Below are 22,734 nucleotides of genomic sequence, written 5' to 3'. Positions count from 1 at the left end.
CAACCGCCTTGACCGATGTGGAGGTGTTACAGGCCTCCTTGGCGACCTGTAATTTGAAACAAACCTCATATCTATTCATGCAAACCTCGGGGTCGGATCAGGTGTCCAACTCCCGGGGGTCACTTCAAGGACGGGTTTACGGCGTCCCCCGTGACACCCACCCGCCCGGACCATTCCGATACCCAGCAGTTGGCGACCATGCCACGAGGGGCTCCGCCGTTGGCTGGAACCCATCATTCCACCCGGGAATTGGCGCCCGGGCCCCGCTGGGCCTACCATCGGCGGTCCCCACCCCCACCGCCCCTTCCATGTCCGCTCCCGCTTCCGCCGCCCCGCGCCGCTGGTTCGTCGCTGGCGACTTCAATGGCTTCTTCGGCCTGGTCGTCGACAACCTGTCCATCCTCGGCTTCATCGCCATGGCCCTGGTCGGCATGTTCCAGTTCCCCGCCGACGTGGTGTTCGGCCGCATGTTCCCCGGTACCGCCTTCGGCGTGCTGGTCGGCAACCTGCTGTACACCCTGATGGCGCGCCGCCTGGCCGCGCGCACCGGCCGCGACGATGTCACCGCCATGCCGCTGGGCCTGGACGCGCCCACCAGCATCGGCATGGCCCTGCTGGTGCTGGGCCCGGCGTTCCTGGCCTTCAAGCAGCAGGGAATGGATCCGCACGCCGCCGCCATCGCCACCTGGCAGCTGGGCATGGCCTCGCTGGTCATCATGGGCGTGCTGAAGCTGATCCTGTCCTTCTTCGGTGAAGCGGTGACCCGCGCGCTGCCGCGTGCGGCGCTGCTGGGCTCCATCGCCGGCATCGCGCTGGTGCTGATGGGCCTGCTGCCGCTGCTGGAAACCCTGCGTTCGCCGCTGGTGGGCTTCACCACGCTGGGCCTGCTGCTGTACGTGCTGATCGCCAAGGGCAAGCTGCCGGTGCGTGGTCCGGGCGTGCTGCTGGCCTTCGTGTTCGGCACCGTGTTGTATTACGGGCTGGGCCTGGCCGGGCTGGGTGTGCCGGGCTTCGCCATTCCGGCCTGGGTACCGCCGCAGGTGGTGCTGCCGCTGCCCACGCTGGGCTTCATCGACGGCCTGCCGACGGCCATGACCTACCTGCCGCTGCTGCTGCCGTTCGGCCTGCTGATGGTGGTGGGCGGCATCAACGTGTCCGAAAGCGCACGCGCCGCCGGCGATGACTACCGCACCCGCGACATCCTGCTGGTGGAAGCCTTTGCCACCCTGGTGGCCGGTGTCTGCGGCGGCGTGGCGCAGACCACGCCGTACATCGGCCAGCCGGCGTACAAGCACATGGGCGCGCGCAGCGGCTACACCCTGCTGACCGGCCTGTTCGTCGGCATCGGCGGCATGCTGGGCATCATCTCCGGGCTGGTGCAGTGGCTGCCGCTGGCCGTGCTGGCGCCGATCATCGTGTACGTGTCGATCGACATCACCACCCAGGCCTTCCAGGCCACCCCGCGCCAACATGCCGGTGCCATGGTGCTCGGTTTCCTGCCATCGGCGGCCTACCTGCTGGCGATCAAGGCACCGGGTTGGATTCCGGCCGAAACGCTGGGCGCCATGCTCACCACCGTCGATGGCCACGGTCTGCCGGAACTGGCGGTGATCTTCACCTTGGGCAATGGCTTCATCATCACCTCCATGCTGTGGATCGCCACCGTCGCGGCCATGGTCGATGGGCGCCTGCGCCGTGCCTGCGGCTTCCTGCTGGTGGCGGCAGCACTGACCCTGTTCGGCCTGATCCATTCGGTGGATCCGCGCGGTGGCATCTACCTGCCCTGGAACCTGGAGGGCCTGGCCCGCGTGATCAGCTGGCAGTTCGCCGGGGCCTACGTGGCGCTGGCGGTGCTGCTGGGGCTGTTGTCGCTGCAGAAGCAGCCGGTGAAGCCGCTGGCTGACGCGGCCCATTGAATGCGGACGCCGGGCTACGCCCGGCGTCAGGTGGCCCCGTCCAGCTCGGGGTAATGGCGGAAGATGCCGTGGGTGTTGAACGCCAGCCGTCGCTCCGAGGCCAGATAGGCGGCGATGTTCGGCCGCTTCGCCACTCGCTCCTGCAGCGCCCGCAGCAGGGGCAGGGTGGGCGCCAGGGCCTGCATGCGCTTTGGGAACATGTAGTCCAGCCCGCTGAGCAACTGGAACAGCGAGAGATCCACATACGAGTGCTCGCGCAGCGGGTGGCGGCCACCGTTGGCTTCGATCACCTGTTCGAAGTAGCCGAGGAATTTCGGCAGGCGCTCGCTTCGCGTTGCCTTCGCGCGCGCCTTGGCTGCCGCCTTCTGGTCTTCGTAATACTTTGATGCAGCAATTGGATGATGGGTGTCGTGCACTTCGGCGACGAGGTCGGCAATCGTCAACTGCAGCTGCAGGGCCTGCATCCGTCGCGAAGCGGACTGCGGTACCAGATCCAAGGTGGGGCCGAGAAAGTCAAGAATCGCCGAGACCTGCGCGATCACTTGCCGGCCCGCCTTCAGGAACGGTGGGGCGAATGGCTGGCCGCCCTCGGCTTGGCCTTGCAGGAAAGGTTCCATCACCGCATCGCCGTGGGTGCGTGCCATGTCCTCGTACGCGGCACCGGCATCTTCCAATGCCAGCCGCACGAACTCGCCCCGGCCCTGGATGCCGGTCCAGTAATACAACGCGTAGTGCATGTCCATCTCCGCGAAGAATTGTCAGCAGACTCGCGCGTTGCACGCAAAGCATGCGTGAGCATGGCGTTCATGCCAATCACAACACAGGCCAAACAGCGTGGGAACCGCGTGCAGTGAAGCGGGTCATACTCGGGTCGTGCACGTGAAAAGCGAGGTGCTGAATCATGCAGAAGAGTGGGAAGGCCGTTTGGCCCTGGGTACTGGGCGTGGTAGTGGTGGGTGGCGCGGGCGCGTTGTTGTTCCGCGACCAGTGGCAGGGGCTGGCAGACCAGGTGCACGTGCCTGCGCAGCCAACGCCCGCTGCAACCGCGGCGCCGCCGCCAGTGGCGGCCACGGAAACCGCGCCTTCCATGCCGAAGATCCAGCATCCGCTGGATACCGATGCTGCTGCAGATCCGGCACTGCCGAAGATGGACGACAGCGATACGGCGGCATGGTCCGCACTGCGCGGTCTCTTCCAGAGCGAAGACACGCTGGCGCTGGTGTTGCGTGATCACGTGATCCAGCGCCTGGTGACCCATGTCGACAATCTGGACAAGGCCAGTGCTCCGCCATCGGCACTGGCCACGCGCCCGCTGGCCGGTGCCCTGCAGGTGGAAGCGGGCGAGGGCGGCGAGCACATCGCGGCCGCCAATGCCGCCCGCTACGCCCCCTACGTGCAGGCCTTTACCGCCGTAGATCCCGCAGCAGCAGCGAAGGCCTACGTGCGCTTCTATCCGCTCATCCAGCAGGCATATGTTGAATCGGGCCATCCGCAGGGTTACTTCAATGACCGCCTGGTGGCGGTGATCGATCACCTGCTGGACACGCCCGAGCCAGCGCGTCCGCTGGCCGTGCAGCGCGACGAGCGTGGCCGGTATCGCTTCGTCGATCCCGCGCTGCAGTCGCGCTCGGTGGGGCAGAAGCTGCTGCTGCGCATGAGTGCCGAACAAGCACAGGCGGTGAAGCAGACGTTGCGGCAGATCCGCACGGCGATCACCCGCGGTGTGTAGTGCACGCAGTCACGTGCAACGGTCGACGTGCTAGGGTCATGCACTGGGTAGACAGGAGTAACCTTGATGCGCACCACCGCGCTGGCGCTCGGCGCCATGCTCGCATCGTTCACGGCGGCGGCCGACGTGGCCAATGGCGATGTGAACGATCCCTATGGCTACACGGCCAACGTGCAGCATGCGCGCCTTGCGGCCCTGCAGGCCCTGGGCCAGGCAAAGGGTGCCAAGGGGCGCTTGGGCGCCGCAGGCTACTACCGTGTGCGTGGCGAGCTGGACAATTCCAGCCGCGCGGCCCGTCAATGCCTGGAGGGCGTGGCCAGTGAACCTGCCGATACGGTGAAGGGCGTGGCCTATCTGTGTTCGGCCACCCTGGCCGGCAACGCCCTGCTGCAGGGCGATATTGCCGGTTGGGCCCGGCAGATGCAGGACGTTCGTACCCGCCTGGACAGCGATATCCTGCCCATGCTGAAAGATGCGCCGCACACGGTGCGCGTGGCCAGCGTAAGCGAACCGACGCTCGACCGCTTCCTGCAGTGGCCGCGCAGCGCCGAACCGATTGCCGCACCTGCAGCCGACGTGAGCGTGCCGATCCAGCTGCAGAACGAGCTGCCGACGATCACCCTGAAAGTGAAGACCGCTGCCGGCGAACGCGACCTGCGCGTGCACGTGGACACCGGCGCGGCACGCTCGCAAATCGGCCGCACACTGGCCGCGGAACTGGGTCTGGCCTTGACCGAGGGCTTCACCGTCGCCGACGCCACCGGCGATGCGCTGTTTGCGTTGGCCGCGCCGATGGATCTGGACATTGGCGGACTGGCGGTGCGCCAGGTGTCCTTCGCGGTGCTGGGGCAGGACGATCTGCCGCGCATCGGCCTGGACGTACTGCGCGCGCTGGGGCGGGTACGCATCGACAAGGACGCGCTGGTGGTGCAGGCCGCGTCCAGCAAGGTGCCCTGCACGCGGCGCATGGCCACTGTCTCATCGCTCACCGGCGATGATTACCAGCTGCGCTATCCGATCCGCGCCGGCAAGGACAGCATCTTGGTGCAGCTGGATACCGGCTTCAACGGTGCGTTCATGGCCAGCGGCATTCCGCCAACGGCGCCGCCGCCGGCGGCCGTGCAGCGCAGGAACATCATCACCACCGATGGCGCGCGCGATCTGAGGTACGCCGGTGCCACCACCCCGGTGATGATTGGCGATGAAGTGTTGAACCTGCCGGTGGACCTGGCCCTGGAACCGGGGCGTCTGTTCAATCCGGACTGGCAGGCAGGGTTTGCGACCACCCAGCGCTACAGCCTGTATCTGGACGTGGCCGGCACCTTTGGTTGCCCGGTACCGGTGCCGCAGGCGGCGCCGCTGCTGCCGCCGCGCAGTTCCTGATCGGGCCTTTGTTACAGCGCCTGCAGGAAGGCTTCCAGATCCTGCAGGTCCTGCCGGCTCAGCCCACGCGGGCGCAGCAGCGGGTCCGGCTGCGGAAACGGTGGCGCATCATCGGCCAGATCGGTCGGCGCGCGTGGCCGGCCACCGCCCACGTTGTAGAACGCCAGCACGCCGGAAAGACGCGGGATCAGCCCGTTGTGCATGTACGGCGCGGTGTTTGCCACGCCCCGCAGCGATGGCGTGCGGAAGCGACCGCTGTCGGCCGGATCAGCGGTGATCTCGTAGCGCCCCAGATCCTGCCGCGGGCGACCGTGGAAGTGCAGGCCCAGGTTGTGGAAACCGTTGTCGGTCAGCGCCGCGCCGTTGTGGCAATTCATGCAGCCTGCCTGGGTGCGGAACAGGTGCAGGCCGCGCAGCTGCGCATCGTCCAGTGCGCGCGCATTGCCACGCAGGAAGCGATCAAAGCGGCTGTTGCGTGGCGACAGACTGCGCTGGAACGCAGCGATGGCCTGGCCCAGCTGCTGCGCGTCGATGCGCGGCTGTTCGAACACGGTGGAAAATTCGCTGCGATAGCGGGCATCGCGGCGCAGGCGGCGCACGGCGCCATTCACGCTGAAGCCCATTTCCACCGGGTCGGCAATCGGCCCCAGTGCCTGCGCTTCCAGCGTGGCCGCGCGCCCATCCCAGAACAGCGGCGCAACGTGCGCACTGGCCAGCACGCTGGGGGCGTTGCGTCGGCCGGTCTGGCGGTCATGTCCGAACGAGACGCGGCGTCCATCGGCCCAGCCCAGGTCGGGGTCGTGGCAACTGGCGCAGGCCAACTGCCGGGAACGTGACAGGATCGGATCGAAGAACAGGCGCCGGCCCAGTTCCACCTTGGCCGGCGTGGACGGGCTGCCTGCTGGGTCCACCGGCACCGGCAGCGGCGCCAGTTCCTGCCAGGTGACGCCCGGTTCGACATCCGGCGCTGGCCATTGCGCTGCCGGGCCGCCGTAGAGCGCGCGCAGGCAGGCCGCGTCCGGGCGTGCGGGCAGCGGGTCAGGGCAGGGTGTGTCGCGCGCGGGCGCAGGCCCGCCCGCGCCGCCCAGCAACAGGGCGGCGACGGGCAGGAACACGCGCAGAAGGTGCATGCGTTGCATCGGCAGTGGCCCGGCAGCGTGCCGCCGGGCCGTGCGTTCAGAACGAATAGCCCAGTTCCAGCCAGAAGCTGCGGCCGGGTTCGAAGTACATGGTGCCGGCGGAAGCACCGCTGGCCGTGGTCAGGTTGCTGCGGTTGAGCACGTTCTGCACTTCCACCCGCACATAGGCTTCCTGCTCGCGCGGCAGGGCCCGGCGGTATTCCAGGTTGGCATCCCACGTCCAGCTGCCGGAGAAGCGGCGCGTGGTGAGGTTGCGTACGCTTTCGCCGTCGATGATCTCCAGAGCCCCCTGGGTGGTGCCTTCGAAGCCTGCGCGGTAGCGGAAGAAGTTGCTCCAGCTCAGGCCCCAGGCCGGAATGTCGGTGCGGGTGCTCAGGCGTGCGCTCCACGGCCGCAGGTACTGGGTGGCGGGCAGCTCATAGCGGTACATCAGCTTGCCATCCAGGCGCACACGCTCGAACAGGTCCAGGGTGTCTTCGTAGCTGTTGTAGTTGCGGTTCACATCGGTGTGGTCGGCCGAAAGCTGGAAGCTGTTGCGGGTGCCGGCAAACTCCCACGGGCGCTGCGGGCTGACCGACAGCGTCCAGGTCTGCGAATCGCTGCGGCCTTCGTTGGTGTACTCGAAGGTATTGAGGTTGTAGAGGTCGCGGTCCGGGCTGTCGACCTTGCGGCGCAGGATGTCCTTGCGGCTGCTGCGGTCCACGTACTTCAGGTGGAACTGCAGGCCGAACGCCTGCTGGTCCACGCCCAGGGTCCATTCGTCGGTGTAGGGTGAATCGACATCGCTCAGGCGGTTGCTGGCCACGTTGCGGGTGCTCTTGGCATCTTCCCAGCGGGTGCTCGCGCTGGTGCGGTCCAGCGTGTCGCGCAGGCGCTCGCGGCCATCGCGCAGCAGGTAGCTGTAGAAGCTACGCCCGTAGTAGCGGTTCACGCCGGCGTTGATGACCGTACGCTGGTCACCCAGCACGTCCCACGACGCGGCCAGTCGTGGTGACACGTTGGTCTGCTTCCACAGGTTGTTGCGGTCCAGGCGCAGGCCGGGGCGGATGTTCCAGTTGCCGATGCGGATCTCGTCCTGCAGCCAGGCTTCGTACTCTTCGCCGCTCACTTCGAACTGGCCGGCATGGAACAGGAACATGCGCTTGAAGTACTGGCCGGTGCCACCGCTGCGGGTTGGCGACAGTGAGCAGCTGAAGTCATCCACGCTGCCGTCGGACAGCGTGCAGCTGCGGGTGGCGGCGGTACTCAGCAGTACCCGATGGTCGTTCAGGCGCTGGTAGTCGCCATCGCGGCGCTGCACCCCGGCACCGAACTGCAGGGTGTGTTCGCTGCTGCCCAGCTGCAGCGGTTCGCGGTCGGCCACGAAGCGGTAGCCGATGCGACGGTCATGCTGGTCGATGTTGCCCCAGCTGCCCTCGGTGCTGATTCCAGACACGCCCCAGTCGAATTCGTCGGAGATCAGCCAGTTGCGCATGTAGTCCAGGTCGCCACGGCGGCTGGTTTCCACGTCGCTGTAGTTCAGGGTGTTGCGCAGGGTCCAGGCAGCGCCAGTCCAGTTCGCGCGCAGGCTGGCGGTGGGGCCGCCGGACTTGATGCTGAAGTACGAATCGCGCGAGTTGGAAATGAAGTAGACATCGTCGGTGGGCGCGTAGGACAGGTTGGCGCCAAGCTGCAGGCCTTCGCCATTGCTCCAGTCCAGGGCCACCATGGCACTGGTGTTCTCACGCGTCTGGGTGCGGGTGTTGACGTCCGCGCCGGTGGTTTCGCGGCCGCCGGCGTATGCACGCAGCGGGATCTCCGAGCGCGTGCGGGTGAAGGTGCCGATGATGCCCAGGCCGCCGCGGGTGCGTCCTTCCAGCCGCGCGCCGACGCGGTACTTGTCGTACTGCGGCTGGTATTTGTAGGTGTCGGATTCCTCGAACTCCTCCTGCTGCGCGTCGTTGGCGATGATGCTGTCCCAGGCCGAACGGGCCATGCGGAACCAGACCTTGCCGTGCAGGCCGTCGGTTGCAGAACGGCTGCGCGCGTCCACGACGCCGCCCAGGAAGTGGCCGAACGAGGCCGGCACGTTGGCGTCGTAGACGGTCAGCGATTCCAGCAGGTCCACATCCACGGCGATGCCCTGCGCGCCGCCGGGCACATCGAAGTTGTGCGCCGGGTTGCCGTTGTCGGGCGTATCGGCCGGATCGATATCGTTGTTGATCGTGGCGCCATCGAGCAGGAACAGGTTCTGGTAGTACGGCGCACCATTGATGCTGAAATCATCGGGGCGGATTTCGCCCATGTTGCGGCTGCTGCGGTTGGTATCGCTGAACTGCACCGCCGGGTTGCTGCGCAGGGCGGTGGCGATGTCCCCGTTGCCCTTCACCTGCGCATCCAGGGCATCGGCTTCCAGGGTGACGCCCTGGCCAAAAGGCAGCGCCTGCGGCAGCGCGACTTTGCCATCGGACGCCCCCACGCGCAGCGGCTGCGTCTGCCGGGTGGTCTGCGCGCCCTGCAGCGTGTAGCTGCCATCGGCGCGGCGCACTGCACGCAGGCCGGTGCCCTGCAGCAGTGTGCTGAAGCCTGCGTCCACGCCCGCGGCCGGATCGACCGGCGGCGCGGTGCGGCCCTGGGTCAGCGCCGGATCGAAGGACAGCGCGACGCCATGCTGGGCGGCAAAGGCGCTCAGCGCACTGCCCAGCGATGCCGTGGCCGGGGCGTTGGCGGGTTGCCCGGCGGGCGCGGTCTGGGCGAAGGCGGGCGTGGCAGCCAGGGCGATGGCCAGCAGGCTGTAGCGGAAACGGGTCGGGATCACAGGCATGGAGGGAGCCGGCAGAAGAAGGATTCACTTCCTCTGCCACGCAGGAACGAAAAAAGTGTCACCGCGGCGTGGCGGCCGCGCGCACGCGCACCGTCAGGCCCTGATCGATGCGCAGCGGATAGGTGGCGGCCAGCATCGACAGGCTGCGCGGCAGGTCGTCCAGCGGGAACGCGCCGGACACCGGCAGGGCCGCCACATCGTCATCCACCCGCAGCCAACGCCGGTGGTAGCGGCCCAGTTCCTGCAGCAGCGCCCGCAGCGGCAGGCTGTCGGCCACCAGCATGCCGTGCAGCCACGCGTCGCTGCCGGGCGCAGCGGGCTGCGGTGCGGCCGGGCCGGCGTCCCCCCAGCGCAGCTGCTGGCCGGCGGCAACGCGCTGGGTGGCACCGGCGGCGGTGGTCACCTGCACCGCGCCTTCCTGCACCACCAGCAGGGTGGCATCGTCGAACAGGCGCACGTTGAAGCGGGTGCCCAGCGCCTGCAGCATTCCCTGCGCGGTGGCGACGCGGAACGGCCGCGCGGGGCGGTGTGGATCGGGCGCGGTGTCGATATGGATCTCGCCGCGGCGCAGCCGCAGCAGGCGCTGCTGGCCGTCGAAGGCGATATCGACGGCGCTGGCCGTGGCCAGGTGCAGCACGCTGCCGTCGTCCAGCACGCGGCGCAGGCGCTCGCCCACGGCGGTGCGCACGCTGGCGTCCCAGGCCGCTTCGTCATACAGCCGCCAGGCCAACCAGCCGCCCAGCGGCGCCACCAGCAGCGCGGCCACGCTGCGCAGCACCGCGCGACGGCCAGCCGAAACCGGGCGCTGCAACGCCTCGCGGGCCAGCGTGGCCGGTACCTGCGCGCTGAGCGCCAGCAGGCGTTCGGCGCGTTGCCAGGCGCGTGCATGCTCCGGGGCGGCATCGTGCCAGCGCTGCCATTGCGCGCGCTGTGCCGGGCTGCCGTCGTCGTGCAGGCGCATCAGCCAGTCGGCCGCCTGTTCCAGCACTCGTGGCGACAGCGCCGCGCCGTCGCCCGGCTCAGGGCGCATGCGCCAAGCAGCCCAGCAGGGCCCGCTTCATATGGCGCTTCACCGTGGACAGCGACAGTCCCAGCTGTTCGGCGATGGCGTCGTAGCGCAGGCCATCGAACTGGGCCAGCACGAACACCCGCCGCGCCATCGCCGGCAGGCCGTCCAGCATGGCGTCGATCTGCTGCAGCGCTTCGCGAACCAGCGCCTGCTCCTCCAGCGGGGGCAGGACGGGTTCGGGGAACTGTGCCAGGTATTCCAGATAGGCGCGCTCCAGCGCCTGCCGGCGGAACCAGTTGGCGGCCAGCCCGCGCGCCACCGTGGTGAGGAAGGCGCGCGGCTCGCGCAGTGCGGCCAGGTCGCGATCCAGCAGCAGGCGCGCGAACGTATCCTGCGCCAGATCATCGGCCACATCGCGGTTGCCCACGCGCCCGCTCAGCCAGCCGCGCAGCCACCGGTGGTGGTCGCGGTACAGCGTGGCCAGGTGCGGGTGGGAAACGTGCATGCGTAGGGCGCCGATGCGCACGGATCGAAATGAGAATGATTCGCAAGTATGGCATCGGCGGGCCAGCCGTGCCAGTCCCTGCCCGCCGATTGCGCCGGATCAACGCGGTGCCCACGGGGGCGGGCGCATGCTTGCCACAGCCTGACCGACCCCCGGATGCAGTCGCAGCCACCCTTGAAACGCGGTGGCTCAACCGCATCTTCCTTGCATCGCCGGCGCGGGCCGGCTCTGTAACCGATGAGGATTCGCAATGCGGATGGACAAGCTCACCTCGCGTTTCCAGCAGGCGCTGGCAGACGCACAGTCGCTGGCCGTGGGCCGCGACAACAGCATCATCGAACCGGTTCACCTGTTCAGCGCGCTGCTGGACCAGCAGGGCGGCAGCACGCGGCCGTTGCTGGCCCAGGCCGGGGTGAACGTGCCGGTGCTGCGCGAGCGCCTGGCCGAGGCGCTGGATGCACTGCCGAAGGTATCCGGGCAGGCCGGCAACGTGTCGCTGGGCAATGACCTGGGGCGCCTGCTGAACCACACCGACAAGCTGGCCCAGCAGAATGGCGATGCCTTCATTGCCAGCGAATGGTTCGTGCTGGCCGCGTTGGAAGACGGCGGCACGCTGGGCATGGCGCTGCGCGCCGCCGGCGCCGACAAGACCCGCCTGCAGGCGGCCATCGACAAGCTGCGTGGTGGCGAGAACGTGCAGTCGGAAAATGCCGAAGAGCAGCGCCAGGCGCTGGAGAAGTACACCATCGACCTGACCGCGCGCGCCGAGAGCGGCAAGCTGGACCCGGTGATCGGCCGCGATGAAGAAATCCGCCGTACCATCCAGGTGCTGCAGCGCCGGACCAAGAACAACCCGGTGTTGATCGGCGAACCCGGCGTGGGCAAGACCGCGATCGTCGAAGGCCTGGCCCAGCGCATCGTCAACGACGAAGTGCCCGAAGGCCTGCGCGGCAAGCGCGTGCTGTCGCTGGACATGGGCGCGCTGATTGCCGGCGCCAAGTTCCGCGGCGAGTTCGAGGAGCGCCTGAAGGGCGTGCTGAACGACCTGGCCAAGAGCGAAGGGCAGATCATTCTGTTCATCGACGAACTGCACACCATGGTCGGCGCCGGCAAGGCCGACGGCGCGATGGATGCCGGCAACATGCTGAAGCCGGCGCTGGCGCGTGGCGAACTGCATTGCGTGGGTGCCACCACGCTGGACGAGTACCGGAAGTACATCGAGAAGGATGCCGCGCTGGAGCGCCGTTTCCAGAAGGTGTTCGTGGGCGAACCGTCGGTGGAGGACACCATCGCGATCCTGCGTGGCCTGAAGGAAAAGTACGCCGTACACCATGGGGTGGAGATCACCGACCCGGCCATCGTGGCCGCGGCCACCTTGTCCAACCGCTACATCACCGACCGCCAGCTGCCCGACAAGGCCATCGACCTGATGGACGAGGCTGCTTCGCGCCTGCGCATGGAGATCGACTCCAAGCCGGAAGAACTGGATCGCCTGGAACGCCGCTTGATCCAGCTGAAGATCCAGCGCGAGATGCTGAAGAAGGAAAAGGACGATGCGTCGCGGCAGCGCCTGGCCGATCTGGAAAATGACATTGATGGCCTGGAGCGCGAGTTCTCCGATCTGAACGAAATCTGGAAGTCGGAGAAGGCCGCCCTGCAGGGGGCGACCAAGATCAAGGAACAGCTGGAGCAGGCCAAGCTGGACCTGGAAGCTGCCCAGCGCCGCCAGGATTTCGCGCGCATGAGCGAGATCCAGTACGGCCTGCTGCCGCAGCTGGAAAAGCAGCTGGCCGCTGCCCAGGAAGCGGAGAGCAACGACTTCAAGCTGGTGCAGGACCGGGTGACCGACGAGGAAATCGCCGAGGTGGTTTCGCGCTGGACCGGCATTCCGGTGAACAAGATGCTGGAAGGCGAGCGCGACAAGCTGCTGCGTATGGAAGAGGTGCTGCACAACCGCGTGGTCGGCCAGGAAGAAGCGATCAAGGTCGTTTCCGATGCCGTGCGCCGCTCGCGTGCCGGGCTGTCCGACCCGAACCGGCCGGCAGGCTCGTTCCTGTTCCTGGGCCCCACCGGCGTGGGCAAGACCGAGCTGTGCAAGTCGCTGGCTGAGTTCCTGTTCGACAGTGCCGACGCGATGATCCGCATCGACATGAGCGAGTTCATGGAAAAGCACAGTGTGGCGCGGCTGATCGGTGCGCCCCCGGGCTACGTGGGCTATGAAGAAGGCGGCTATCTGACCGAGGCCGTGCGCCGTCGGCCGTACTCGCTGATCCTGCTGGATGAGGTGGAGAAGGCACACACCGATGTCTTCAACATCCTGCTGCAGGTGCTGGACGATGGCCGCCTGACCGACGGCCAGGGCCGCACCGTGGACTTCCGCAACACCGTCATCGTGATGACCTCGAACCTGGGTTCGCACCAGATCCAGGACATGAGCGGCGACGACAGCCCGGAGGCCTACACGCAGATGAAGGCGGCGGTAATGGGCGTGGTGCAGGCGCACTTCCGTCCGGAGTTCATCAACCGCCTGGACGACATCGTGGTGTTCCACCCGCTGGACAAGCAGCAGATCAAGCAGATCGCGCGCATCCAGATGCGTGGCCTGGAAAAGCGCCTGGCCGAGCGGGGGCTGAAGCTGGTGGTGTCCGATGCGGCGTTCGACCTGCTGGGCAACGTGGGCTTCGACCCGGTGTATGGTGCGCGGCCGTTGAAGCGTGCCATCCAGTCGCAGCTGGAGAATCCGCTGGCGCAGAAGATCCTGTCCGGTGCGTTCGCCAACGGCGATACCATCGAGGTTGGCAACGATGGCGGCCAGCTGGTGTTTGCCAAGGCCTGATGCAGTCGTGTGCGTCCCCGCCTACGGGCGGGGGCGTACCGGGCGGTAGCGCCCGTTATCGCCGACACCGCTGCCGCGGGTGTCTACGTTGGCGCAGAGTTGTTCTTTGCCACACAGCACCACGTCGGCGCGGTTATAGGCGCGCAGCAGCTGGGCCTCGACCTGGTTGCGCTTGATCTCTGTCGTGTAGCGATCGCCCAGCCACACCGTTCCGGCCAACAAGGTGGTGCCGCTGGCCAAGGCGATGGTCACACTTTTCCACAGCACACCGCGCGAGGTGAGTTGCAGGCGCTTCACTTCTGCCGCCAGCGCGTCGGTGCTGCGGCCAAGATGCTCTGCTGAGGCGGTCAGTTGCTGCTCGTAAGCGTCCACGGGGGCGAGCAGGGCGTGCTTGACGGCGGCGCTGCCCTCGCGGGTCAATCCAGCAATGGCGTTGTCCGCGCTGCGGCGGAATTGCTGTGGCAACGACTGCGTGAGGCCGTTCAGTGCAGCCGAAAGATGTGACTGCTGCTGGGCCATTTCCGCGCAGATCCGCTGGTAGCGCTCCATCAGCAGGGCGGTCTTGCTGATCAGATCCTCAAGCTCACGCTCATCCATGGTCCTGTCTCCCCTGCATCAACGACGCATAGCGGCCGCCTGCGTTTCCTGCTGCAGGCTGTGCTGGCGTGCCTGTTCCTGGGCGTGCTCGCGCGCCGCGTCTTCTGCGTTCACCTGATTGCGCGCCTGCTGGTTCAACGCCTGACCCGCCTCACCGGTGGACATCTGCTGGTTGAGGATCTTGAAGCGCTCAGGGTCTGCGTTGAGCAGCTCGTCCAGGCGCTGGCCCAAGGGCGAAGCCGTCTGGAACTCGGGACGCTCGCGTTGCGGACCGCCGTGGGAGCCGGGCGCATTGCGGTGTTCAGCGGGGTTGAAAGGATGCGCGGCGCGCTTTGCCGCCTCGGCCTGGCGCTCGGCGTAGGCGCCGGGTTCATCCGGGCCACGGAGCGTGTCCACGGCATCCAGCAGCAGGCCGGGTCCGCCCCGTCCGATCATCGTCGCGGTCGCGCGCATCTGATGGATGCTTGTGCGATAGGCGTCGACTCTTCGCTGATCCTCAGGATCTGTGATTCGTGCTGACGGGTCATCCAGTACTGATTTGATTTCGACGCCGTCTTCGACCCGACCGACAAAGTGCTTCATCCGGTGCGAATCGGACAGCGCGATGGCAGGCAGCGGAGCTCGGGTTGCGGCGGAGAGGACTCCAGGCAGGCTGGAAGCGAGCGCTGCGCCGCGCAGGGTGGCCAGTTCGCCCGGCAAGGCATACATCTGGACGCTGCCGTAGTGCTTGCCGGCCGCGCTGACGAAGTCGCCGGCCGTGACATGGTTGACGAAGGTCGCCGCATGCGCCGGCTGACCGCTGGGAATGCGATAGCCCAGGCTGGCCGCGCCATACGGGTTGAATGCCTCGCCGGGAAGATTATGGTGATGGCCGGTGACCTGCGCCATGCCGCCACCGAGCGAGTGGCCAGTGACGGAGAGCTGGGTGCCATCGCGCTCGGCCATGACCTTGGCCTGTCGGGTCAACTCCAATGCGTCCTTGAGCTGCGCATTGAAGCGCGTGGTGACCATGCCGAGGTCGACGATGCCATCCTTCAGCAGCTCGCGGTCGAATTCGGTGCCGCGGTGGGCTACGACGTAGTCGCCTGTACCGACGTTTCTGTAGATGGTTCCCTGATAGCCTCTAGGCGTGTCCATATGTTTTACAGGCACGAATTCCTGAGCGCCAATGTGGATGCGCTCAAACTCTCCCCTTCCGTCCAGCTTGGGTGTTTCGTAGGCTGCATTGGCCAAGCCAGCATGGACTCTTGAGTTCATTTTTCATCCCGCCATGTGGTGATGGAAATGCTGTATGAGAAGAATTGACCGCGGTCCGACACCGGAATGGTTTCTTCGAATCTGGCTTCGGAGAAATCAGTCGCTGGATAGATCTCGCCGTCATCAAGTAGGGGCCTGACTTCCTTTCGGCTATAGCGGGTGGCAGTTCGCTTCTGCGGTGTTGTGCTTATAGGGAAGTAGGTGAACTGCTTGGTGCTTCGTGTCTTGAGGCTCGCGCTCACGTACTGGACGTCCCACGAGCAGATTCCGCGCCCAAAGTAGTCCTTGCTAGCCAGCCCATCGCGAAAGTAGGTTCCGACGTACCTATCGGCAGCGGTTTTCTTCAAGGGTATTTCGACAAGATGCTTTTCGATTCCGTAGCTGACGCCTTCGAAATTTTCGATGGGGGGTAGACAGCCGCTATCGGCGATCTGGTAGCCAACCGCTGCGCCTGACAGGAACATGTCCTCCGGCGCGTCATGCGTAGTAACCACCACCTCATACGCCTCTTTCGGCGAAGGATTTGCTTCATACGGTGGCGGCGTACGTTCCTTGCTCGCGCATGCGCCGAGCAGCATCAGCAGGCTCAACAGCAGGAGGTGCCCAAATGAAACCCGGCACGTGCCGCCGGGGTGATCTTCGATCTCATCCATGCGACGCTCCATCACTGGGGGTTGTCCCAACGATACGGCTGCGCAGGTGCACACTTCCGTTCTGCGTGCCGGCTGTGCCTGTTATGTGGCATTGATCTCAGTTCCATCGCAGGAATTCACGGGCTGCTGGACCATGGCCCTGCCGATTGCGTCACCCTCTGCTGCTGGCCTGCCGAAACGCGTAATGCTATGGATGCCACTGGCCCCGCCGGTCACTCGGTTTCCAACCCACTGGAGAAGGAGTTCCATCCATGACATGCCGACTCACCTTGCTCCATCTCAGCCTGAGCGCTGTGTTGGCTCCGGCAACCGCACTGGCAGCCAACACCGAGCAGGCCCGCCTGCCTGCCATGCCCGGTTACGCACAGGCGCACCAGGACACCGATCCGCAGGGCAACCGGCTGGTCGAATACGTGCCGCAGGGCCAGACGGTGCAGGAATGGACCGACATGATCACCGTCAACACTGCCCCCCACGCCGCCAACGCCACACCCCGCGAGTTCCTGGGCATCATCGAGGCCGGCTGGAAGCTGGCCTGCCCCGATGCGCAGGCCAACTGGATAGGCGAGGGCGAGGAGGCGGGCCGCCCCTTCGCGGTGCTGATGCTCGGTTGCCCGCGCAATCCCGGCACCGGCAAGCCGGAGTTCACCTGGATCAAGGGCATCCAGGGGCTGCAGGGCTTCCACACCGTGCAGAAGGCATTCCGGTCCGAACCCGAACCGAAGGATGTGGTGACCTGGATGGGCTGGCTGCGCGACGTCGCCCTGTGCGGCAATGGCCAGGCCCCCGCCTGCGCACCCGACACGCGCTGATAGCCAGCGGTACGGGCGTTATCACCATGCGCTCTCAGGAAGGTGCGCGCGCTGCCCTATGGTGGCGGTTTCCCGCCTGGAGGGTGTGCAATGAGCGATCCGCAGTGGCAACTGGAAACCCTGGCCGTGCACGGCGGCTACCGACCCGACCCGACCACGCGGGCAGTGGCGGTACCGATCTACCAGACCGTGGCCTATGCCTTCGATGACACCCAGCACGGCGCGGACCTGTTCGACCTGAAGGTGCCGGGCAACATCTACACGCGCATCATGAACCCGACCACCGATGTGCTGGAGCAGCGTCTGGCCGCGCTGGAAGGCGGCATCGGGGCGCTGGCCCTGGCGTCCGGGCAGGCCGCCATCACCTATGCCATCCAGACCATCGCCGAGGCCGGGGACAACATCGTGGCGGCCAGTGCGCTGTACGGCGGCAGCCTGAACCTGCTGGCGCACACGCTGCCGCAGTACGGCATCCAGGCGCGGTTCGCCGACCCGGCCGATCCGGCCGCGTTCGCTGCACTCATCGATGCGCGCACCAAGGCGGTGTTCGTCGAATCCATCGGCAACCCGCGCGGCAATGTCACCGACATCGCGGCCATTGCCGAGGTGGCACACGCCGCCGGCGTGCCGCTGATCGTGGACAACACTGTGGCCACGCCCTTCCTGCTGCGTCCGTTCGAGCACGGTGCCGACATCGTGGTGCATTCGCTCACCAAGTACCTCGGCGGTCACGGCAACAGCCTGGGCGGGGCGATCATCGATTCGGGGCGTTTCGACTGGGCCGCGCACGCGCAGCGCTTTCCACGGCTGAACCAGCCCGACCCCAGCTACCACGGTGTGGTGTACACCGAAGCGCTCGGGCCGGCTGCGTATATCGGTCGCGCGCGGGTGGTTCCGCTGCGCAACACCGGCGCTGCGCTGTCACCGTTCAATGCGTTCCTGATCCTGCAGGGCATAGAAACGCTGGCGCTGCGCATGGAGCGGATCAACGCCAATGCGCTGGCCGTGGCGAAGTTCCTGAAGGCCCATCCCAAGGTGGCCTGGGTGCGCTATGCCGGACTGCCTGATGACTCCGAACACGCCGCCGCGCAGCGCTATCTGGGCGGGCACGGTTCCGGCGTCCTGACCTTCGGCCTGCCGGGCGGTCGCGCGGCAGGGGCGCGCTTCCTGGATGCGTTGAAGCTGTTCACCCGGCTGGTGAACCTGGGCGATGCCAAGTCGCTGGCCACCCACCCGGCCTCGACCACCCATCGTCAGCTGGATGCTGCAGAGCTGGCCCGGGCCGGCGTGAGCGAGGATACGGTACGGCTGTCGATCGGCATCGAGCACATCGGCGATCTGCAGGCCGATCTGCAGCAGGCGCTGGACAGCGCCTGATAGCCGCACGCTTGGTCGTCATCGCCGAAGGCGATCACCACCGGTCGCGCGATGCGTTACGGTGGAACTGCCTCTCCAAGGCGTGGCAAAAATGGCAATGCATATCCCCGGCGGGTGCGGGCCCGCCGGGGATTTTTTGTTTCTGGGGTCAGATCCGTTTTCCGCAGGAAAACGGATCTGACCCCATGCGCCACCGTGTCGACCAAGGTCGACACCTACCCACGCCCGTTACACCACCGGAATGCTGTTCTGCCCCAGGTTCCGGTACGGCGGGGTGGACATGATCATTTCCGCCAGCGAATAGGCCAGCTCGCGCTCGGCCATCACCGTGCCGTCGGCGCCGTGTTCCAGCAGATGCTTCACTTCGGCATCGCTGTGCGCGCGTGCCAGCAGGGTCAGGTCGGGATTGATGGCGCGCAGCTTGGCCAGCGCTTCACCGGCTTCCAGCGGCTGTGGAATGGCCAGCACGGCGATCTTGGCGCGCTCGGGATGGGCCTCGGCCAGCACCCGGTCGGCGGCCGCACTGCCGCGGATGGCGGCCAGGCCCTTGGCATGCGCCTGCTCGACGTGTTCCTTGTTGTCATCGATCACCAGCACCGGCACGCCGCGGTCGCGTAGCACCTGGGCCAGTTCGCTGCCCACCCGGCCGTAGCCGATCACGATGGCGTGGTCATGCAGATCGCGCGAAGGTCCGGTGGCCTCTTCAGGTTCCGGCGCCTGCGGCAGCTGCTCCTGCTTGGCCTGCCAGCGGTCCAGCAGGCCGAACACCAGCGGATTCAGCATGATCGACACCAGCGCACCGGCCAGCACCAGCGACTGGCCTTCCTTGGGCAGGATCTGCAGCGCCACGCCCAGGCCGGCGATGATGAAAGCAAACTCGCCGATCTGCGCCAGGCTGGCCGAGATGGTCAGCGCGGTGCTGGTGGGGTGGCCGAAGGCGCGCACGATGAAGAACGCAGCGGCCGACTTGCCGAACATGATGATCGCCACCGTGGCCAGCACCTGCCAGGGGTGCTGCACGATGATGTTGGGGTCGAACAGCATGCCCACCGAGACGAAGAACAGCACCGCGAAGGCGTCGCGCAGCGGCAGCGAATCGTGCGCCGCCTTGTGGCTGAGCTCCGATTCGTTCAACAGCATGCCGGCGAAGAAGGCGCCCAGCGCGAAGGACACACCGAACAGCATGGCCGAGCCGAACGCCACGCCCAGCGCGATGGCCAGCACCGACAGGGTGAACAGTTCGCGCGAACCGGTGCCGGCAATGCGTTCCAGGATCCACGGAATGACCCGGCGGCCGACCACCAGCATCACCGCCACGAACAGGCCCAGCTGCACGAACGTCCAGCCGATATCGGCCAGCACGCTGCCCAGGGTGTGGGTTTCCTTGGCGGCATCGGGGCCGAACACACCGGCCAGCACCGGCATCATCACCAGTGCCAGCACACAGGCCAGGTCTTCCACGATCAGCCAGCCGACGGCGATCTTGCCGCGCATGGTTTCCAGCAGGCGCCGCTCTTCCATGGCCCGCAGCAGCACCACGGTACTGGCGGTGGCCAGCGAGAAACCGAAGATGACCCCGTGCAGCGCCGGCCAGCCCATCAACCAGGCCACGCCCCAGCCGAGCAGGGTGGCCACGGCGATCTGGCCGATGGCGCCGGGAATGGCGATGGCCTTCACCGCCATCAGGTCTTTCAGGGAAAAGTGCAGGCCGACGCCGAACATCAGCAGCATCACGCCCAGCTCGGCCAGCTGGTTGGCCAGGGCCTGGTCGGCCACGAAGCCGGGGGTGAACGGGCCGACGCAGATGCCAGCGACCAGATAGCCGACCAGAGGCGACAAGCGCAGCTTGTTGGCCAGGGCACCGAAGATGAAGGCGAGCCCCAGGCCAACGGCCACGATGTTGATCAGGTCGGTGTCATGGTGCATCGGCACTCGCAGGTAATCGGGGGATGCCCCGATTTTCACCGATGCGGCCACATACGGCAAACCGAAAATGCGAACGGGGTCAGATCCCGTTTCTGGCGAAAAGGGATCTGACCCCGGGTCAGCACCGCCGGGCGTGGCCCGGCGCTACCGATACCGCTTACCAGTTGTACTTGATGCGGCCGTACACATACGCGCCGTTGAAGCCGAACGGCGAGTAGTTGCTGTAGGGCAGCATGCCGAAGGTCGAGTTCTGCAGGTCTTCGGTGCGGTCCGGGTACTCGTCCAGCAGGTTGTCCGCGCCCAGGGTCAGGGTCCAGTTGCTGCTCGGCTTGTAGCTCACCGAAGCGTCCAGCACCCACTTGTCGCCGTAGGTCTGGTCACGCAGGGCGGTGGCGGAGTTGCGCACCGTGAATTCGCCGTAGCGGGTGGCCGCCAGGCCCAGTTCCCAGTGGTCCGAACGCCAGGTGCCGCTGACAATGGTCTTGTCGCGCGGGTAGCTGTCTTCGATGCGGCCGATCTCATCACGGCCGATCAGCGACTGGGTCAGGCCCAGCGTGCTGAACACTGCCGGGGTGCCGCCCACGCGGCGCACTTCGGTGTCGTTGTAGCTGTAGGCGGCGGTCAGCTCCAGGCTGCTGGCGCTGAACGGCACGGTGTAGCTGGACACGAAGTCGACGCCGCGGGTGCGGGTATCCAGGCCGTTGGTGAAGTACGAGAACGCGGTGACCTGCGGCAGCCCCAGACCGGCCAGCAGGTTGCTGGTGGCGGTGTTGGTGGTGATGCTGGAGGACAGCGCGATGCGGTCATCGATGTCGATCTGGTACGCATCCACGGTCACGTACAGGCGGTCCACCGGCTGCAGCACCAGGCCCACGCTGTAGCTGGTGGAGGTTTCAGCCTTCAGCGGCGAAGCGCCCAGTGCCTGTGCGGCGGTGCTGGTGGTCGGGAAGGTGCCGCGTTCGACGAACACGCCGTTGGTGAACTGGCTGGTGACCGCCTGGTAACCCTGCTGGGCCAGCGACGGTGCGCGGAAGCCGCTGGAGGCGGTGGCGCGCAGCGCGACCTTGTCGGTGAACGCATAGCGTGCCGACAGCTTGCCCGAGAAGCGGTCGCCGAAGTCCGAGTAATCCTCGTAGCGACCGGTGACGCCGGCCGAGAACTTGTCGGTCAGGTCTGCCTCCAGGCCGGCGTAGACCGCGTAGTTGTGGCGGTCGGCATGCACTTCATTGGTAGGGGTGAAGCCGCCGAAGCCCTGCGCGCCGCTGCCGGTGTAGGAGTTCAGTTCGCCCGGGTTCTGGTCCCACTTTTCCTTGCGGTATTCACCGCCGAAGGACAGGGTGACCGGATAGGCCAGGCCCCAGTCCAGCGACTTGGTGATATCGGCATTGAACACGTCCTGCTGGTACTTCAGCGTGCCGTCGTAGAACGAGCGCGGGCTGGCCGCACCGAGGCTGTAGTTGATGCTGTTGCGGGTGTGGAAATCCAGGGTGTTCTCGCCGTGGTTCAGGCTCAGGTCCCAGGTCCAACCGCTGTCGGTGTTGCCCTTGACCCCGGCCACCACCGAACGGTCCTTGGAATACTGGTTGATCTCCGGCACGAAGCCGTCCGGGTAGACCTGGGCCAGCAACGCGGTCTGGCCGTTGTGGTTGCGCGAGCGGTAGAACGCGAACGAGGTGATGTCGCGGTTGCTGAGGATCGCGTTGGCGTAGCCGGTGATGTGGTCGCTGAAGTCGAAGCTGGCGTTGGCCGACACGGCGGTGGCGTCCACCTTCGGGTCGCCCACCACGAAGGTGGTTTCGCCGATGGACGGGTAATTCACCGTGTTCGGGGTGGTGCCGCGGTACGGGCCTGCGCGGTTGCTTTCATCCTGCTGGCTGATCTGGCCGGCCACGTGCACGCGGCCACGGCCGCCGCCGAATTCCAGGCCGGTATCGCCGGAGAGCTGGTACTTGTTGCCGTCACCGGCCGAGTACTGGCCGTAATCGACGGCCAGGCTGCCGCCACTGCCGCTGCCCTTCAGCACGATGTTGATGACGCCGGCGATGGCGTCCGAGCCGTACTGCGCCGAGGCGCCGTCGCGCAGCACTTCCACGCGCTCGATGGCGGCGATCGGAATGGCGTTGATGTCCACCGCCGAGGAACCACGGCCAATGGTGCCGTTCACATTGATCATGGCCGAGGTGTGGCGGCGCTTGCCGTTCACCAGCACCAGCACCTGGTCCGGCGACAGGCCGCGCAGCTGCGCCGGGCGCACGCCGCTGGTGCCGTCGGTCAGGGCCGGGCGCGGGAAGTTCAGCGAGGGCAGGGCGCGCGACAGCGCCGTGGCCAGTTCACCGCTGCCGGTGGACTGCAGGATTTCCGGGGTGATGATGTCGATGGGCGACTGCGATTCGGCCACGGTGCGGTCGGCCACGCGGGTACCGGTGACGATCACCGTGTCCAGGGTGTTGGCGGCGGTGCCGGTCTGCTGGGCCAGGGCGGCGAACGAGGAACCACCGAGGGCGACAACGACGGCGGCGGCGATCAGGCTGGTCTTGCGGGTCATCGGGAGGGGGCTCCGGTTGGCGGGGGCGGGCACCGGAATCGACATCACAGGGTGAGGCGGACGACGGTTGTTGCGGTGCGCAATGCAGGAATTAACGGGATATTCAGTGCCTGTCAAATGGTGGTAACAGGAAAAAATGTTGCCGTGGCAACCATTTAGCTGTGATAGGCACTGAAGCGGGGGGAGGGGCCGGGGGCTGCGCGGGGCCGACGCGGGAGAGAGTTGGCCTGCCACCGCGCATCCCGGG

The 22,734-nt window shown here is 66.7% G+C and carries 16 protein-coding genes; 6 read left to right on the top strand and 10 right to left on the bottom strand.

What is annotated here, in order from left to right; genetic code table 11:
- Positions 1-308: 308 nt before the first annotated feature.
- Positions 309-1,916 carry a hypothetical protein gene (locus C1933_RS15355; protein ID WP_108753949.1) on the top strand — a complete coding sequence of 536 codons (1,608 nt, stop codon included), beginning with the start codon at positions 309-311 and terminating at the stop codon, positions 1,914-1,916.
- A 26-nt stretch (positions 1,917-1,942) separates the two neighbouring features.
- Here C1933_RS15355 and C1933_RS15350 read toward each other — a convergent pair whose 3' ends face one another.
- Complete coding sequence (locus C1933_RS15350; protein ID WP_108753948.1) at positions 1,943-2,653, bottom strand: glutathione S-transferase; 711 nt, start codon at positions 2,651-2,653, stop codon at positions 1,943-1,945.
- A gap of 164 nt (positions 2,654-2,817) precedes the next feature.
- On the opposite strand from C1933_RS15350, the gene C1933_RS15345 reads away from it, so the two are divergent.
- Positions 2,818-3,645 (top strand): DUF3014 domain-containing protein, encoded by an 828-nt coding sequence (locus C1933_RS15345; protein ID WP_108753947.1) that lies wholly within the window; start codon positions 2,818-2,820, stop codon positions 3,643-3,645.
- 66 nt (positions 3,646-3,711) lie between these two features.
- The gene (locus tag C1933_RS15340; protein ID WP_108753946.1) at positions 3,712-5,028 is read left to right on the top strand and encodes a retroviral-like aspartic protease family protein; all 1,317 of its coding nucleotides are present in this window, start codon (positions 3,712-3,714) and stop codon (positions 5,026-5,028) included.
- Between the two features lie 11 nt (positions 5,029-5,039).
- On the opposite strand, the gene C1933_RS15335 is transcribed toward C1933_RS15340, so the two are convergent.
- From C1933_RS15335 to C1933_RS15320, 4 genes are read right to left on the bottom strand one after another with little or no spacing between them, the layout of a single operon-like run.
- The gene (locus tag C1933_RS15335) at positions 5,040-6,158 is read right to left on the bottom strand and encodes a cytochrome c peroxidase (protein WP_108753945.1); all 1,119 of its coding nucleotides are present in this window, start codon (positions 6,156-6,158) and stop codon (positions 5,040-5,042) included.
- Positions 6,159-6,204: 46 nt separating this feature from the next.
- Positions 6,205-8,970 (bottom strand): TonB-dependent receptor plug domain-containing protein, encoded by a 2,766-nt coding sequence (locus C1933_RS15330; RefSeq protein WP_108753944.1) that lies wholly within the window; start codon positions 8,968-8,970, stop codon positions 6,205-6,207.
- 58 nt (positions 8,971-9,028) lie between these two features.
- Positions 9,029-10,000 carry a FecR domain-containing protein gene (locus C1933_RS15325; protein WP_108753943.1) on the bottom strand — a complete coding sequence of 324 codons (972 nt, stop codon included), beginning with the start codon at positions 9,998-10,000 and terminating at the stop codon, positions 9,029-9,031.
- Positions 9,990-10,484 (bottom strand): sigma-70 family RNA polymerase sigma factor, encoded by a 495-nt coding sequence (locus C1933_RS15320; protein WP_108754863.1) that lies wholly within the window; start codon positions 10,482-10,484, stop codon positions 9,990-9,992. The genes C1933_RS15325 and C1933_RS15320 overlap by 11 nt, the downstream gene beginning before the upstream one ends.
- 250 nt (positions 10,485-10,734) lie before the next feature.
- On the opposite strand from C1933_RS15320, the gene clpB reads away from it, so the two are divergent.
- A complete protein-coding gene (gene clpB, locus C1933_RS15315) occupies positions 10,735-13,320 on the top strand; it encodes an ATP-dependent chaperone ClpB (protein WP_108753942.1) in 2,586 nt (861 codons plus the stop codon).
- Positions 13,321-13,341: 21 nt separating this feature from the next.
- Here clpB and C1933_RS15310 read toward each other — a convergent pair whose 3' ends face one another.
- The 3 genes from C1933_RS15310 to C1933_RS15300 are packed head-to-tail and all read right to left on the bottom strand — an operon-like array spanning position 13,342 to position 15,827.
- Positions 13,342-13,917 carry a relaxation protein gene (locus tag C1933_RS15310; RefSeq protein ID WP_108753941.1) on the bottom strand — a complete coding sequence of 192 codons (576 nt, stop codon included), beginning with the start codon at positions 13,915-13,917 and terminating at the stop codon, positions 13,342-13,344.
- 18 nt (positions 13,918-13,935) lie between these two features.
- The gene (locus tag C1933_RS15305) at positions 13,936-15,150 is read right to left on the bottom strand and encodes a hemolysin (RefSeq protein WP_108753940.1); all 1,215 of its coding nucleotides are present in this window, start codon (positions 15,148-15,150) and stop codon (positions 13,936-13,938) included.
- A gap of 20 nt (positions 15,151-15,170) precedes the next feature.
- A complete protein-coding gene (locus C1933_RS15300; RefSeq protein WP_108753939.1) occupies positions 15,171-15,827 on the bottom strand; it encodes a hypothetical protein in 657 nt (218 codons plus the stop codon).
- 296 nt (positions 15,828-16,123) lie between these two features.
- Here C1933_RS15300 and C1933_RS15295 point away from each other — a divergent pair, with 296 nt between their 5' ends.
- A complete protein-coding gene (locus C1933_RS15295; RefSeq protein WP_234414545.1) occupies positions 16,124-16,639 on the top strand; it encodes a hypothetical protein in 516 nt (171 codons plus the stop codon).
- A 90-nt stretch (positions 16,640-16,729) separates the two neighbouring features.
- On the top strand, positions 16,730-18,016 hold the full coding sequence (locus tag C1933_RS15290) for an aminotransferase class V-fold PLP-dependent enzyme (RefSeq protein WP_108753938.1): 1,287 nt from the start codon (positions 16,730-16,732) through the stop codon (positions 18,014-18,016).
- A 228-nt stretch (positions 18,017-18,244) separates the two neighbouring features.
- Here the strand turns inward: C1933_RS15290 and ybaL are convergent, their stop codons facing one another.
- A complete protein-coding gene (gene ybaL, locus C1933_RS15285) occupies positions 18,245-19,942 on the bottom strand; it encodes a YbaL family putative K(+) efflux transporter (RefSeq protein ID WP_108753937.1) in 1,698 nt (565 codons plus the stop codon).
- A 157-nt stretch (positions 19,943-20,099) separates the two neighbouring features.
- Positions 20,100-22,487, bottom strand: a complete 2,388-nt coding sequence (locus C1933_RS15280) for a TonB-dependent receptor (RefSeq protein ID WP_108753936.1) — start codon at positions 22,485-22,487, stop codon at positions 20,100-20,102.
- Between the last annotated feature and the right edge of the window lie 247 nt (positions 22,488-22,734).

Origin of the sequence: Stenotrophomonas sp. ZAC14D2_NAIMI4_6 (assembly GCF_003086875.1) — a bacterium.
Classification (GTDB): Bacteria; Pseudomonadota; Gammaproteobacteria; order Xanthomonadales; family Xanthomonadaceae; genus Stenotrophomonas.
Note: the sequence above shows the minus strand (reverse complement) of the source record. Positions and strands in the feature narration are given on the sequence as shown.